This window comes from Myceligenerans halotolerans, from assembly GCF_054782975.1.
This window is the reverse complement of sequence record NZ_BAAGRL010000004.1, coordinates 73,080-86,977: the sequence shown is the minus strand read 5'-3', so window position 1 is coordinate 86,977 and position 13,898 is coordinate 73,080. Positions and strand designations below refer to the sequence as shown.

At 70.5% G+C, this 13,898-nt stretch carries 13 protein-coding genes and 2 riboswitches; of the genes, 7 read left to right on the top strand and 6 right to left on the bottom strand.

Going from position 1 to position 13,898, the window contains the following annotated elements:
* Positions 1–33: 33 nt before the first annotated feature.
* Complete coding sequence (locus ACYVK5_RS01355) at positions 34–297, bottom strand: GlsB/YeaQ/YmgE family stress response membrane protein (protein ID WP_460701491.1); 264 nt, start codon at positions 295–297, stop codon at positions 34–36.
* Positions 298–492: 195 nt separating this feature from the next.
* On the opposite strand from ACYVK5_RS01355, the gene ACYVK5_RS01350 reads away from it, so the two are divergent.
* From ACYVK5_RS01350 to ACYVK5_RS01335, 4 genes are all read left to right on the top strand, one after another.
* On the top strand, positions 493–1,365 hold the full coding sequence (locus ACYVK5_RS01350) for an ion transporter (protein ID WP_460701490.1): 873 nt from the start codon (positions 493–495) through the stop codon (positions 1,363–1,365).
* 569 nt (positions 1,366–1,934) lie between these two features.
* Positions 1,935–2,150, top strand: coding sequence for a hypothetical protein (locus tag ACYVK5_RS01345; RefSeq protein ID WP_460701489.1), 216 nt, complete (start codon positions 1,935–1,937; stop codon positions 2,148–2,150).
* Positions 2,151–2,330: 180 nt separating this feature from the next.
* Entirely contained in the window at positions 2,331–3,845 is a 1,515-nt protein-coding gene (locus ACYVK5_RS01340) for a zf-HC2 domain-containing protein (RefSeq protein ID WP_460701488.1), read from the top strand.
* 221 nt (positions 3,846–4,066) lie between these two features.
* Positions 4,067–4,732 carry a zf-HC2 domain-containing protein gene (locus ACYVK5_RS01335; RefSeq protein ID WP_460701487.1) on the top strand — a complete coding sequence of 222 codons (666 nt, stop codon included), beginning with the start codon at positions 4,067–4,069 and terminating at the stop codon, positions 4,730–4,732.
* Here the strand turns inward: ACYVK5_RS01335 and rlmC are convergent, their stop codons facing one another.
* The 3 genes from rlmC to ACYVK5_RS01320 are packed head-to-tail and all read right to left on the bottom strand — an operon-like array spanning position 4,733 to position 7,334.
* Positions 4,733–5,947: a 23S rRNA (uracil(747)-C(5))-methyltransferase RlmC gene (rlmC, locus tag ACYVK5_RS01330; RefSeq protein WP_460701486.1), complete on the bottom strand. Its 1,215-nt coding sequence runs from the start codon at positions 5,945–5,947 to the stop codon at positions 4,733–4,735.
* A 25-nt stretch (positions 5,948–5,972) separates the two neighbouring features.
* Positions 5,973–6,653: a hypothetical protein gene (locus ACYVK5_RS01325; protein WP_460701485.1), complete on the bottom strand. Its 681-nt coding sequence runs from the start codon at positions 6,651–6,653 to the stop codon at positions 5,973–5,975.
* Positions 6,654–6,710: 57 nt separating this feature from the next.
* Positions 6,711–7,334, bottom strand: a complete 624-nt coding sequence (locus ACYVK5_RS01320) for a DinB family protein (protein ID WP_460701484.1) — start codon at positions 7,332–7,334, stop codon at positions 6,711–6,713.
* Positions 7,335–7,451: 117 nt separating this feature from the next.
* On the opposite strand from ACYVK5_RS01320, the gene ACYVK5_RS01315 reads away from it, so the two are divergent.
* Entirely contained in the window at positions 7,452–8,072 is a 621-nt protein-coding gene (locus ACYVK5_RS01315) for a DNA-3-methyladenine glycosylase I (protein ID WP_460701483.1), read from the top strand.
* A 134-nt stretch (positions 8,073–8,206) separates the two neighbouring features.
* On the opposite strand, the gene ACYVK5_RS01310 is transcribed toward ACYVK5_RS01315, so the two are convergent.
* A complete protein-coding gene (locus ACYVK5_RS01310; RefSeq protein WP_460701482.1) occupies positions 8,207–8,848 on the bottom strand; it encodes a lysophospholipid acyltransferase family protein in 642 nt (213 codons plus the stop codon).
* 72 nt (positions 8,849–8,920) lie between these two features.
* Positions 8,921–10,099, bottom strand: coding sequence for an NYN domain-containing protein (locus tag ACYVK5_RS01305; protein ID WP_460701481.1), 1,179 nt, complete (start codon positions 10,097–10,099; stop codon positions 8,921–8,923).
* A gap of 122 nt (positions 10,100–10,221) precedes the next feature.
* A riboswitch (SAM riboswitch) is annotated at positions 10,222–10,323 on the top strand.
* A gap of 8 nt (positions 10,324–10,331) precedes the next feature.
* Here ACYVK5_RS01305 and ACYVK5_RS01300 point away from each other — a divergent pair.
* Together ACYVK5_RS01300 and metE are read left to right on the top strand one after the other, a co-directional pair.
* Positions 10,332–11,276 carry a methylenetetrahydrofolate reductase gene (locus ACYVK5_RS01300; protein WP_460701480.1) on the top strand — a complete coding sequence of 315 codons (945 nt, stop codon included), beginning with the start codon at positions 10,332–10,334 and terminating at the stop codon, positions 11,274–11,276.
* A gap of 62 nt (positions 11,277–11,338) precedes the next feature.
* A riboswitch (SAM riboswitch) is annotated at positions 11,339–11,444 on the top strand.
* Positions 11,438–13,822 (top strand): 5-methyltetrahydropteroyltriglutamate--homocysteine S-methyltransferase, encoded by a 2,385-nt coding sequence (gene metE, locus ACYVK5_RS01295; protein ID WP_460701479.1) that lies wholly within the window; start codon positions 11,438–11,440, stop codon positions 13,820–13,822. (Overlaps the previous riboswitch by 7 nt.)
* The last annotated feature ends 76 nt before the right edge of the window (positions 13,823–13,898 follow it).

The following is a 13,898-nucleotide window of genomic DNA, read 5'->3' as shown; positions in this document are numbered from 1 at the left end:
GCCCGTGTCAGTGGTTCTCGCTGACAGCAGCCGTCAGGCCTTCTTCCGGTTGAAGATCATCTCGAACACGCCGATGACGATCAGGGCGCCGATGACCGAGAACAGCCAGGACTGCCACGACCAGAACTGGTCGAACGAGATGTTGAAGATCAGGCCGCCCAGCCAGCCGCCGAGCATGGCGCCCAGGACACCGAGCAGCAGGGTCAGCCAGAAGCCGCCCTTCTGCTTGCCCGGCAGGATGATGCGCGCGATGATGCCGGCCAGCAGACCGAGGATGAGGAAGGGAATGAAACCCATGGTGATGGTCCTCCAGTGAGAGTGGGTGTTGCGGCACCTACCTTGGCACTGAACCGCCGCTTTCGCCCACTGTGTACGGCGATTCGTTGCATGAGGCACAAATCTCACCATGGCCGGTCATGCCGGACGCCTCCGGAACGCTAGGCTGCGCGTGGCCAACGGACCGATGACCGGCAGAGAAGCGGAGTGAGACAGGTGCAGGCGATTCGCGGACACGTGCGGAACCTTGTCGAGGCGACGTGGTTCACCCGCGGGATCCTCGTGGTGATCATCGCCAACGCGGTCGTGCTCGGCCTGGAGACCTCGATCGCGGACGAGGGGATCGACGCGGCGCTCCGCGTCGTGGACCACGTGATGCTGTGGATCTTCGTCACCGAGCTGGCGCTGCGGATCTTCGCGCACGGCCGACGGTTCTTCACCGATCCGTGGAGCCTGTTCGACCTGGCGGTCGTCAGCATCGCGCTGATTCCCGCGACAGGTCCGCTCCAGGCCCTTCGCGCGCTGCGCATCCTGCGGGCGCTCCGTGTGATCGACGCCGTGCCGTCCATGAGGCGCGTGGTGAACGGCCTGGTCGCCGCCGTGCCCGGCATGGGCTCGGTGGGCGCGCTGCTCATGCTGGTGCTGTACGTGTCCGCGGTCATCGCGACGGAGCTGTTCGGGGTGGTCGCGCCACAGCACTTCGGGAACCTCGGGACCACGCTGTTCAGCCTGTTCCAGGTGATGACGGGCGAGGCGTGGCCCGACATGGCGGCCGACGTGATGGGCGGTGAAGACGGGATTCCCCTGGCCTGGATCTTCTTCGTGCTCTTCATCCTCGTCGTCAGCTTCGCGGTGCTGAACCTGTTCATCGCCGTCATCGTGAGCGGCATGGAGAGCCTCGAGGAGGAGCTCGTCGAGCACGACAAGGAGGACGACGCCTCCAACGCCGCGCTCATGACGGAGATCCAGGCGGTCCGTGCCGAGCTGGCGGCCCTGCGCGCCGAGCGCAACGGCGCGACCGATCCTGTGGAGGCGAGGTCCGGCGACGCGGACGTGCGGGCCGGCGCCGGCGCCGGCGACGCGAGGTAGCGCTCCCTCTCCGGGCAGAGCTGACCGCGCACGGCGGGAGTGGGCGGCGAGATGGGCGGCGAGAGTGGGCGGCCGACCGTGCGCGGCGGGAGTGGCCATGAGGCTGCTTTCACTTCGCCGCGTGATTCCGCAAGCAACCTCATGCCTGACGGAACTCGCGGGGGTCGCGGCAGGGTGCGGGTGGACACGAGCGCCGGATCGAACCGCCCCTTGCGCAGTTCGATCCGGCGCTCGGCCGGAGGTGCAGAGTCGGCGTCGATCGGCATGCTCCCAGCACACTCCGATCGACGCCGGCCCCGGCGACGAGCCAGGCTCGGCCCGCCCCCAGCGCGGTCCGAACCTTCGCGTCGGTGGAAAGACGCGCGGGCGGCCCGGATGTCACAGCACTCTCGCCAATGTCCGGTGTGACCTGCATCACACTCCAGCACCACGGGCTCGGGAGGCGAGTTCCTGTGTTGTCGGGCACACTCAGCTGGCAGAACCGCCCCAAACCCAGACAGACAAGCAATACTCCCCGACAAAATGGCTGGAGTGCTGTGACATTCGACCCCCTCGAGCGTCAGGGGCACATGACAAGCACCGAACACACCGAGCTCGTCCGGCTCGGTGCGCAGTATCTGCGCGCCTACTCGGATGGCGACGCCGTCAGCCTGTACCGGCTGGCGGACGCTTGGGGAGCCTCGGATCTGTGTGCGGCCGCCTGTGAGGTCGCTCTTGCGGTCCTCAACGCGACCACCGGACCGCGCGGGGTCGACGCCGTCTACGAAGCGTTCCACCGGCAATGAGTCACGAACCATTCCAACAACAGCAATATCGACAGCGAGGATGACCCCAGACATGCTCAAGGAATACGACGTGCCTCCATATATCCCGCCAAGGGGCTTGCATTCACCCACCACCTCGGTGGGAACATGTACGGGCGTATCCGGTGTCGACGGTCGACGCGCTGAAGGGGGCGAGCATCGGTGACCACCACTGACGTACAGATCGATGACTGGGTCATCCACCGCCCCAACGTGGTGCGATCGGTCGCCGCGCGCGTCCCCGGCGTCGATGCCGACGAGGCCGCGAGCCGCGCCCTCGAGAAGATGATCCGCATCGTCAACAACGACGGAGAGATCGCGGACCCGGCTGCCTACTGGCGTCGCGCCGCGCTCAACGAGGCGTACTCGATCACCCGCGAGGCCGGCCGCGCCGTCCCCGTCGAGGACATGGCTCTCGCCGATATCACTCCGGCCGTGGCCGGGGCAGAGCTCGACGTGGAGCGCGAGGCCGACGTCGCGATGCTGCGGGACGCCCTCAGCGACCTCAACGACGACGATCGCAAGCTGCTCTTCAACCGGCACGTCGATGACATGGCGGTCACCGACATCGCCGGCGACCTCGGGGTCCGTCCCCATGCGGTCACGATGCGCCTGCGCCGCGCCGAGGAACGACTCGCCGGCGCCTTCGCGGCCGCGCACGCGAACCGGGTCAACGAGCCCGAGTGCCGCACCACACGTGCCGCGATGCACGACTACCTCAAGGGCCGCCTGCTTCCCCGGCGGTCGAAGCGACTCGAACTGCATATGGACACCTGCGCGGACTGCACGCGCGCGTTCGTCGACGTCCGCGAGGTCTCGTGGATGCTCCGCGAGCTGGGCCAGCACCTCGTCGCGATCTTCTTCGGCGGAGCGGCCGTGAGCACGGCGGCCACCTTGGCGAGGAAGCAGAATCCCCGGAAGAAGCGGCCGGACGCGAAGCAGATGGCGGTCGCCGCGAGCGTCCTGGCGCTGCTCGCTCTCGCGGGCGGTGCGTGGGCCTACATGGCGACCACGCCCGACACCCAGGCAGAGGCGTCATCGGATGACGGAGGCGGGAGCGGCGACGGAGGCGGCACGGGCGATGGCGGCGGCGGAACAGGAGACGGAGCCGACGACGACGCCGATCCCGCGACCGACGCCGAGGATCCCGAGCCCGAGGCCGAACCGGACGAGGAGACCGACCCGCCGAGCGACCCGCCCGAGGACACGCAGCCCCGGGAAGAGTTCCCGCCGCCGCTGGACCGGTCGTCGCCGGAGGAGCCCTCCGACCCGACCGATCCTGCGGCCGATCCGGATCCCGCACCGGATGACCCGCCCGCCCCGGCCCCGCAGCCTGAGCCGGAACAACCCGGCAACAACGGCCAGGGCAACGGTGGTGGCGGCGGCGATGAACCGGGCAACGGCGGGAACAACGGGAACGGCGGCGACCCGGGCAACGGGGGCGGCGGCCAGCCCGACCCCCCCGCCGAGGAACCCCCGGGCGGTCTCGGCAACGCGATCGGCCAGCTCCCCCTCGGTGGCCTGGAGGGCGGCCTGCAGGACGTCATCGGCGGCCTGGAGGATGTCCCCGTCCTTGGCGACGTGGTGAACCTCCCGGTCTTCAACGATCTGGCCGACGCGCTCGGCGGCGGCACGGAGGCGGTCGACGACCTCACGGGTGGCCTGCAGGGCAACTGACCGACCGCATCATCACCGAAGGGCCCGGGACCGGTATCGGTCCCGGGCCCTTCGTGCGCCCACCGGTGGGTCGCGTGGCACCTCGCTGAGATGGACCGTTCCCAGTGATATCTCCGATATTTCAGACGAAGCTTCCATGCGTGGACACCAAGGTGCCACCATGGCGGTGGTGCTACGCCGCTGACCGGTAGCGTGGCACCCCGCGGATTTGGAGGACGAGGTTGCACACGCTGATCAGCACTGATCTGAGCGAGTTGGCCGCACAGCGGCGGGCTGTCGTGTTCGCCGTGTCACGGCAGGTGCCCGAGGCAGACCCGGAACTGGCCACGAGCAGCGGCCTCGAACAGCTGTGCCGCGAGATCGCCGCGCACGGAGTCGTCGACCGCCCGGTGGACTTCTGGCATCACGCCGCCATCGACGCCGCCACCGAGGCATCGACGACCGAACGGACGGCCCCGGCCACGACCGCCGTCGTCCGCGAGGAATCTCCTCGACCGGCAGCGCGAACCGCACAGGGGTCCGCACGCTCGGAGCTTCCGCCCTCCATCGAACCGGCTGCGCGCCCCGCCGGCCTGCCCGCCACGGCACGGCGCGGGCAGCGGCCGACCGGGAACAGGCCCGTTCCCGGGCTCGCGAGCGTGACGCCGCTTGACCCGGCCGGGTGCCGGATCACCCGCGGTGCCATGCACGACTACATCCGGCACCGCCTGCTGCCAGGGCGTCGCCGCGAGCTCGAGGACCACCTGGTCGACTGCGCGGAGTGTGCGCGCGCGTTCACGGACGTCCGGGAGTCGTACTGGCTCCAGCAGGCGGCGCCCCCGATGCTCCGGCTGGGTACGGTGTCCATGCCGGACGCGCGGTCTGTGGCCGAGGCGGCGGCGCGCTGACTACTGCCGCCGCAGCAGGAGCAGCACCTCGTAGTGCTGGGTCTGCGGAAACATGTCGAGCAGGACGCCCCGGACAGGCCGGAGGCCCGGCATGTGCGACAGATCGGTGGCGAGCGTGGTGGCGTTGCAACTCGAGTACAGGACGTGGCCGACGGCGGAACCGTCCAGGGCACTCGCCAGGCCCGCCCCGATCCCGCGGCGGGGTGGGTTGACGATCACCATCTCCGGCGCGTCCGCCGCGAGCCGCCCGACGACGTCGCGCGCGTCGCCCGCCTCGAACCGCACGTCGCGGAGTCCGAGGCCGACGGCGGTCGCCGACGCCGCGGCGACGGCCTCACGGCTCAGCTCGATGCCCGTGACCGACCTACCGGGCGCCGCGCAGTGCAGCGCGAACCCGCCCACCCCGCAGTAGAGGTCCCACAGGCTCGCCGGGCCGACGGCGTCCACCCACTCGCGTGCCTGCCGGTACAGCTCCGTTGCGACCCGGGTGTTCGTCTGGAAGAAGCTCTGCGGCCGCAGGCCCAGCGGGATCCCGTCCACCCGCATCGTCAGCGCCTCGGAGTCCGTCAGCGCGATCTCGCGATCGCCTTCAAGGACCGCCGCGTGGGCGGGCTGGACGTTGACCGTGGCGACCGCCAGGTTCGGGAGCGCGGACCGCAACGACGGCAGGTGCTTGCGGATGCGGGCGAGCGACTCGGTGGAACGCATGACGAACCGGACCATGAGTTCGCCGTCGGGCGAGATCGTGACCAGCAGGTACTTGAGTTCACCGCGCTCGGCCGTGGCCTTGCGGGACTTCCCGCTGCGCGCCCGCTCCGCCGTAGTCGGCCCGAAGACGCGGTACGGTTCGAGGCCCGCGCGCCGGATGAACTCCGCCAGCGGCGCGAAGGCGGCCTGGAGGGCCGGCGGGTACAGACCGCAGTCGGTGAGGTCCACGCCGTGCCCCACCCGGTCGAGGATGCCGAGCACCGGCTCGTCGACCGTGCCGCTGACCACCATCTTCGCCTTGTTGCGGAAGCCGGACTCCGGTCCCGTCACCGGCGGCAGCCAGTCGATCGTCGTCGCAGGGCCGGACTGGGCACGGCCCGACGGCGCGGTCGCGCCCTCCAGGAGGCGGGACACGTGAGCTTGCTTCTCCGCGACCTGAGTCGCGTACGGAGTCTCCAGGAGGGTGCACGAGTGACAGCGGCCGGCGTCGAAGTGTGGGCACTGCACCTGCCCATTGTCTCGCGCCGTCCGGCTACCCGGCGCCCACGGGCCGTCCGTCGTGTTCGACCCGCCGAAGCCCTCGCCCCCGGTCGATCCGCCGGACCGGCGTCGGGTAGTCCCGTGCCGCACACGTTCCTCGCCGCCGGACCGACCGCCGCTTCACCCGAGCCCGCTCGACCTCACGAATGTTGCGGGCAAGCTCGTCCGACATCCAGCGCAGCTCACCGACCCAGTCCTCCGCCGCGGCGCGGGCCATCGTGATGGACTCGATCGTGGCGGTCGCGTCCGGGACCTCCGGCCCGGGAGCGACGTGGTGCGCCTCGGCCGTGGACAGCGTCTCGTTCAGCGCCTGCAGCACTCCGGTGCCGTCGGCCTCGCCGGCGTCGGCGGTCTCGGCATCAGCGGTGCCGCTATCGGCGGTCCCGCCATCAGCCGTCCCGCCGTCAGCGGTGTCGGCATCGGCGGTCCCGCCATCGACAGCGGCAGCGGCGGCCGCGCGGCGGCCCTCGACGATGCGCGCACCGAGCTCGGCACGTACCGCCTCGCCCTCCGCGATGAGCTGTACGACGGCGGCCCGGGCCTCCTCATGCCCGGCCGCACGCTCCGCCTCCGCGGCGCGGTTCTCGTGCACACCCCCGACCAGGCCAACCGTCACCAGGGACACGGCGAGCACAGCGCCGACGGCCAGGAGCGCTCGGTCACGACGGTGCATGAACCCAGTGTTCCGGCTGTGACGTGCACGTACCACCGCGGCCATCCGCACGGTCGCTCAGGCGTCGTCCGGGTACCGGTTCGCGATCTCCTTGAGCTTCTCGACGTAGGCTGCGGGCCCGTCCTGCTCCCAGTCCGGCATGTTGGTGTTCCCCTGGCGCAGCCCGACCGCGCCGTCGTGCTGCTCGCGGAGGATGTCGGCGTGCCCCGCATGGCGGGACAGGTCCTCGAGCGTGTGCACGATGAGGCGGAAGAGCGTGGTGTCGGTGTTGTCGGGCCACCACGGGACGATGCCCGGGGTGTCGAGCGGCAGGTCGTCGATGTTCTGCTCGGTGAACGTCCACACGCGCCTGTAGAGGTCGATCGTCCCGGCGAGCGTCTCGTCCGTGGTGAGGTAGAAGTCGGCCTGCGGGTCCGCCTCGATCGCGTCCTCGGGGACGAGTTCCTCCGGAGTGGGCCAGGGCCGGCCGACGACATCGCCGAGGTACCCGGCCTCGACGTTCGCCAGGTGCTTCACCAGGCCGGCGAGGTTGTTTCCGCTCGGGACACGCGGCCATCGTGCCTCTCGCTCGGACAGGTCCTCGACCTTCCAGACGAGGGCCTCGCGGGCAGAGCGCAGGTACTTCTTGAGGATTCGCTTCTGGAAGTCCTCGTTGGTCTCGGCGCTGCTGGAGTCGTTCATGCACACAGCATCACACCGGACACCGACATGCCCCCCGACGCCGCGTCCGCAGGCCCCTGACCTGGCGATTGTGGATAACCGCGGCTGGGTGTCGGTGTCCCGGTGCAGAGTTGCCCCATGACCGAGCTCACGACGGACCGCAACGATCCACCCGTCCCGCAGCAGCCGGCGGGCGCCAGATGCTTCGGCGATGGCGATCCCCTGTACGAGGCGTACCACGACACGGAGTGGGGTCTGCCCGTGCACGGCGAGGCGGAGCTTTTCGAGCGCATCGCGCTGGAAGGCTTTCAGTCCGGGTTGTCATGGATCACCGTGCTGCGCAAGCGCCCCGCGTTCCGCGAGGTGTTCCACGAGTTCGACCCCGAGGCGGTCGCCGCCTTCTCCGAGCGGGATGTCGAACGGCTCCTCACGGACGCGCGCATCATCCGGAACCGCATGAAGATCGAGGCGACCGTGACGAATGCCAGGGTCCTCGTCGCACTCCATGCCGCCGACCGCACCCTCGACGAACTGTTCTGGTCGTTCGCGCCGGACGGCGCCGGCCGCGAGCGCCCCGCCCTGTGGACGGAGGTCCCGGCCCAGACCCCGGAGTCGAAGGCGCTCAGCAAGGCTTTGAAGAAGGAGGGCTTCCGTTTCGTCGGGCCGACGACGATGTACGCCGCGATGCAGGCGTGCGGGCTCGTGGACGATCACCTGGCGACGTGCCCGGCTGTCACGAAGGCCGCGGACGTGGACTGACTGCCGGCGCCGGAATCCGGTGTCGACGCATGTCCCCCTGCCGAGGGACGACGCGTCGCACCACGTCGACGACGCTGGTTCGAGTCGTGCCTCTCGCACGGGCCGGCTGAGCCCGGCGGCCCCGGACTGCGCGGTCAGTCGACGCGTTCCTGTCCGCTGAGTTTCTGGATCGCGGTCATGACCTCTTCGGTGAGTTCGCGCCGCGCCTTGGCCGGCTTCGTTCCGGTCTCGATCTGCCGCGACGGGTCGATCGGCGCGCCGAAGTGCACTTCGACGCGGCCGAGGCGCGGCATCTTGCCGATGGGCTTGACCTTGTCGGTCCCCTTCAGCCCGACGGGTACCACGAGCGCTTTCCCGGTGAGTGCCAGCCAGGCCGCGCCGGTGTGTCCCTTGTGCAGCTTGCCGTCGCGCGACCGCGTGCCCTCCGGGTAGATCCCGAACGCGCCGCCCTTCTCGAGGACGGCGAGTGCGTCCTCCAGGGAGCGTTGGCCGGCACGGGGGTCGTTACGGTCCACCGGGATGTGCTCCATGGTGGTGAAGAACCAGCGGGACAGCGCGCCCTTGACGCCCTTTCCGGTCCAGTACTCCTTCTTGGCCAGGAATGTCACGTGGCGGGGGACGGTGATCGGGATGATCACGGAGTCGATGAACGACAGGTGGTTGCTCGCGAAGATGACCGGGCCCTTGCGCGGGATGTTGTCGATGCCCGTCACGCGCGGCCGCAGCAGCACGAGCGACAGGATCGACACGATAAGTTTCAGCACCCGGTACGTCACCCGCACATTGTGCACCGCTTCCTCACCCTCGCGGTGACTCGGGTATCACCGCCGGATGTGACCAAGGCCTTGTCAGCGTGTGGTCACCAGGTAGTCGTCAGCGTCGTCGTCCCAGGCCAGGTCGACCGTGCCGGAGGCCTGTGCCGCCTTGGCGAACTGCAGGAACCCACGGTAGCCGAGCGCCTTCTCCGAGAAGTCCGGCCGCTCCTTCCGCACGGCGTTCTTCAGTCCGGACAGTGCCGCGCTGCCGCCTGCTCCGTGCACGACGGATCGCAGCAGCGTGAACGCGGCGTCGGCGTCTCCGGCTTCGGGGAGCGAGATCTCGGGGTCGCCCTTCGACGGCCCGTCCGACAGCACCACGAACCCGCGGTCCGCCAGGAACCGCAGGAACTCGCCGAAGGTTCGGAAGCCGTAGTCGGACTCGCTGAATGTCGGGTCCTTGCGCACGAGCGTCCGCTTGAGCATGGACGCGGTCACGGAGTCGGACGACGACGCCTGCAGGTCCTTGAGCGTCTGCGCGACCCGCACCTCCATGGTGGGCGGCTCGCCCACCTGTTCGTCGCTGTCCTCGTCGACGACGACGACGGGCTCGGGCTCGGGCGGGGGCGTCTCCTTGGTCTTCCGCTTCCGGCCCGCTGCCGTTCCGGTGGCCTTGCCCGTCGCGGCGGGCTCCTGCTTCTCGCCGTCGCCGGTCGGCGCGCTCGGCGCGGACGCCGCGGTCCGTCGTCGGGCACGGGTCTTCGCCGCCTTCGGGGTGGGCCCTTCGTCGGGGACGTCGACGCCCTCCAGGCGGTCGTAGAACAGGAACTCGTCGCAGGCGGCGGGCAGCAGGCGCGATGTGGAGAGTTCGACGCCCACCCCGATGACGCGCTTGTTCAGCTCGCGCAGCTTGTGGACCAGGGGCGAGAAGTCGCTGTCACCGGTGCACATGACGAACGTGGAGATGTAGTCGCGCTCGAAGGCCATCTCGATGGTGTCGACCACCATCTTGATGTCGGCGGCGTTCTTCCGGGAGGCGCCCATGCGTTGCGGCATCTCGATGAGTTCGACCTGGTGCCGGGTGAGGGCGCGGCGGTCCTCGTCGAAGTACGACCAGTCCGCGTACGCGCGGCGTACCACTACCCGTCCGCGCACGGCGAGCGCGTCGGCGATGGGACCGAAGTCGAACTGCATGCCGCCCAGGTGTTCCCGGGCGCCGAGCGCCAGGTTCTCGTAGTCGATGAAGACGGCGAGGCGCTCTTCGTTGTCCATGACTGCCACCCTACGGCCTGTGGCGGCCCTCTCGCCGGGCGCCACGACACCGGCGCGGGCACCTGCATCTCAGCACGTGAGCCGAATCTGGATCGCATGGCGGGCATGTGTGACGATGAGGGCTCGCCATCCAGAGCGGTCGAGAGTCCTGGCTCGATGACACCGCAGCAACCTGTCGCTCCGCGCCGGAGCGGACAAGGTGCTAACGCCAGGCGCGATGGGAGCATCACCTATGGCTGTCGAGACGCCGCACCCGAGTCGGCCGACGATCTCGTTCGAACTCATGCCGCCGCGTCGACCGGACGTGGCGCCCAAGTTCTGGGAGACCGCCCGCCGGCTCGTCGCGACGCAACCCGACTTCATCTCCGTCACCTACGGAGCGGGCGGCGGCGACCGCGCCACGGCCCGCGACGTCGTGACCAAGCTCCTGGAGGGCACGCCGGTCCTCCCGGTCGCCCACCTGACCTGTGTCGGCGCGTCCCGCGAGGACGTGTCGGAGGTGATCGACGACTTCTTCGACGCCGGCGTGCGCACGTTCCTCGCGCTCCGCGGCGACCCGCCCAAGGACCAGCCGGACTGGCGTCCGCCGGCTAACGGCGTGCACTCGAGCATCGAACTCGTCCGGCTGCTGCGCGACGTCGAGGAACGCCGCTGCGCCGCCAGCCCGGCGACCGCGCTGCGCGGGGCGGCCAAGCCGCTCACGATCGCGGTGGCGACGTTCCCGAACGGGAACGCCGACGCGGGCACCACGCGTGAGCAGGAGGTCGTCCGTCTCCTGGAGAAGCAGGAGGCGGGTGCATCCTTCGCGATCACCCAGCTCTTCTACGAGGCCGAGTCGTACACGGGCTTCGTGGAGGCGGCCCGCAGGGCCGGGGTGACGATCCCGATCCTCGCGGGGATCATTCCCGCGTCCGAGCCACGCCGCCTGCGCCGCGTGGAGGAGCTGACGGGTGTCGTGCCGCCGCCGGCCCTGCTCGCGGAGCTCGACGGCCTGCGGCTCGACGACGGCTCGCCCGACACCGAGGCCCAGCACGAGCGCGGCATCGAGCACACGGTGCGCCTCGCCCAGGCCGTCCTGGACGCGGGCGCGCCCGGAATCCACGTCTACACGTTCAACAAGCATCGGCCGGCGCTGGACCTGTTGTCCGGCGTGGGCCTCACGACCGCCTCGGCCTGAGGTCGCGCAGGGCGTGACAGCCCGCGCGACACACCGAGGTCCCGCCTCCGCGGAGGCATGTACAACCATCCAGAGCGGCCGAGAGACCTGGCTCGACGACGCCGCAGCAACCACTCCCGTCCCGGGGCACGGTGCTCAATGCCAGGTGCGATGGAGCTGAGATGACTGACAAGACCCTGCCCGACTTCCCGCACGCCACCGTGCTCGGCTATCCCCGGATCGGACGACGGCGCGAGCTCAAGCGTGCGCTGGAGTCGTACTGGAGGGGCACGACAACAGCCGACGAGCTGGAGCGAACGTCCCACGACCTGCGCCTCGCCACGGTACGGCGCCTCGTGGACCTCGGCCTGGCCGCGGACACGGGCGCGGTCCCGAACTCGTTCTCCCGCTATGACCAGGTCCTCGACATCACCGCCACGCTGGGTGCCGTGCCGGCCCGCTTCGACGGGGTGACGCACCCCGGAGATGTGGCCGATGCTGATGCGCACGGGGTGCCCGCCGAGACGTACTTCGCGCTCGCGCGCGGAACGGCGGAGCAGCAGCCGCTGGAACTGACGAAGTGGTTCGACACGAACTACCACTACCTCGTCCCCGAGATCGGTCCGGACACCCCGATCGGGTTCGCCGACGACCGGATCGTCCGCGAGTTCGTCGAGGCGGCCCGGCCGTCCGACGGCGGCACACCCGTCGTGACGCGCCCGGTGATCGTCGGGCCGGTGACGTATCTGCTGCTCAGCAAGCCCGAGGACGGCGCGCCGGAGGGCTTCTCCCCGCTGAGCAGGCTGGACGACGTCGTCGCCGCCTACCGCGAGCTGCTGGCCGCGCTGGCCGCCGCCGGAGCGCCATGGGTGCAGCTCGACGAGCCCGCGCTCGTCAGCGACCTGATCGGCGTCCCGTTCGACGCGGTGTCCGACGCCGTCCGCCGGGCGTACGACACGCTCACGGCCCCGGCGCCCGGGGACGAGCGCCCGCAGATCCTCGTCGCGGCACCGTTCGGCAACCTGCGGCGCGCTTCGGGCGACCGGCTGGAGCTGCTCGCCGGGACCCGCGTGGAGGCGATCGCGCTGGACCTGATCCGCGGGACCGCGCCGTCCGCTGTCGCCGGCCTCGCGTCGAAGACCCTGGTCGCGGGCGTGATCGACGGTCACAACATCTGGCGCGCCGACCTCGCCGCGCGGCTCGACGTCCTTGAGTCCCTCGGGGAGGCGACAGGCGCCGGAGCCGTGGCCGTCGGCACGTCCACCTCCCTGCTGCACGTCCCGCACGACGTCGACGACGAGCCGCGGCTCGATCCGGCACTGGCGGGATGGCTGGCGTTCGCCGACCAGAAGGTCGGGGAGGTCGTCACGCTCGCGCGCGGGCTGCAGGAAGGTCGCGGGGCCGTGGAGCCGCAGCTCGCCGAGGCGACGGCGGCCGTCACCGGGCGTGCCGACGCGGCGGGCGTCGTCGTCCCCGACGTGCGGAACCGGCTCGCGGGGCTGTCCGACGCCGACTTCGCGCGCGCCTCCTACGCGGACCGCGCCGCCGCGCAGCGCGAGCGCCTGGACCTGCCGCTCCTGCCGACCACGACGATCGGCTCGTTCCCGCAGACGACGGAGATCCGCACGACCCGCGCCGCCTGGACGCGCGGCGACCTTCCGGACGCCGACTACGAGGCGCGGATCCGTGAGGAGATCGCCGGCGTCGTCGCGCTGCAGGAAGAGCTCGGACTCGACGTGCTGGTGCACGGCGAGCCGGAGCGCAACGACATGGTGCAGTACTTCGCCGAGCGCCTCGCCGGGTTCGCGACCACCGTGCACGGCTGGGTGCAGTCGTACGGGTCGCGGTGCGTCCGTCCGCCGATCCTGTGGGGCGACGTGTCCCGCCCGGAGCCGATCACGGTGCCGTGGGCCACGTACGCGGCGTCGCTGACCGACAAGCCAGTCAAGGGCATGCTGACCGGCCCGGTGACGATCCTGGCCTGGTCGTTCGTGCGGGACGACCAGACGCTGGGCGACACGGCGAACCAGGTTGCGCTCGCGCTGCGTGACGAGGTCACGGACCTCGAGGCGGCCGGCATCGCCATCGTGCAGGTGGACGAGGCGGCACTGCGCGAGCTCCTGCCGCTCGACGCCGCGGCGCAGCCGGCGTACCTCGACTGGTCGGTGCGGTCGTTCCGGCTGACGACGTCGGGCGCCGCCCCCTCGACACAGATCCACACGCACCTGTGCTACTCGGAGTTCGGCGACATCGTGGGTGCCATCGACGACCTCGATGCGGACGTCACGTCCGTGGAGGCGGCACGGTCCCGGATGGAGATCGTGCCGGGCCTCGCCTCGGCCGGCTACGCGCGCGGCATCGGGCCGGGGGTGTGGGACATCCACAGCCCCCGTGTCCCGTCCGACGGCGAGGTCGCGGACCTGCTGAAGCTCGCCGCGTCCGAGATCGACCCGCGGCTCGTGTGGGTGAACCCAGACTGCGGTCTGAAGACGCGCGGCTATGAGGAGACGAAGGCGTCGCTGACGAACCTGGTCGCCGCGGCCCGCGAGGTCCGGGCGTCCGTCTAGAGGCGGCGCCGGCACGAGGTCGGCGGCGCCGGCACGAGGTTCACGCGCATCGTCCGAGATCCGCGGCAGGCAACCT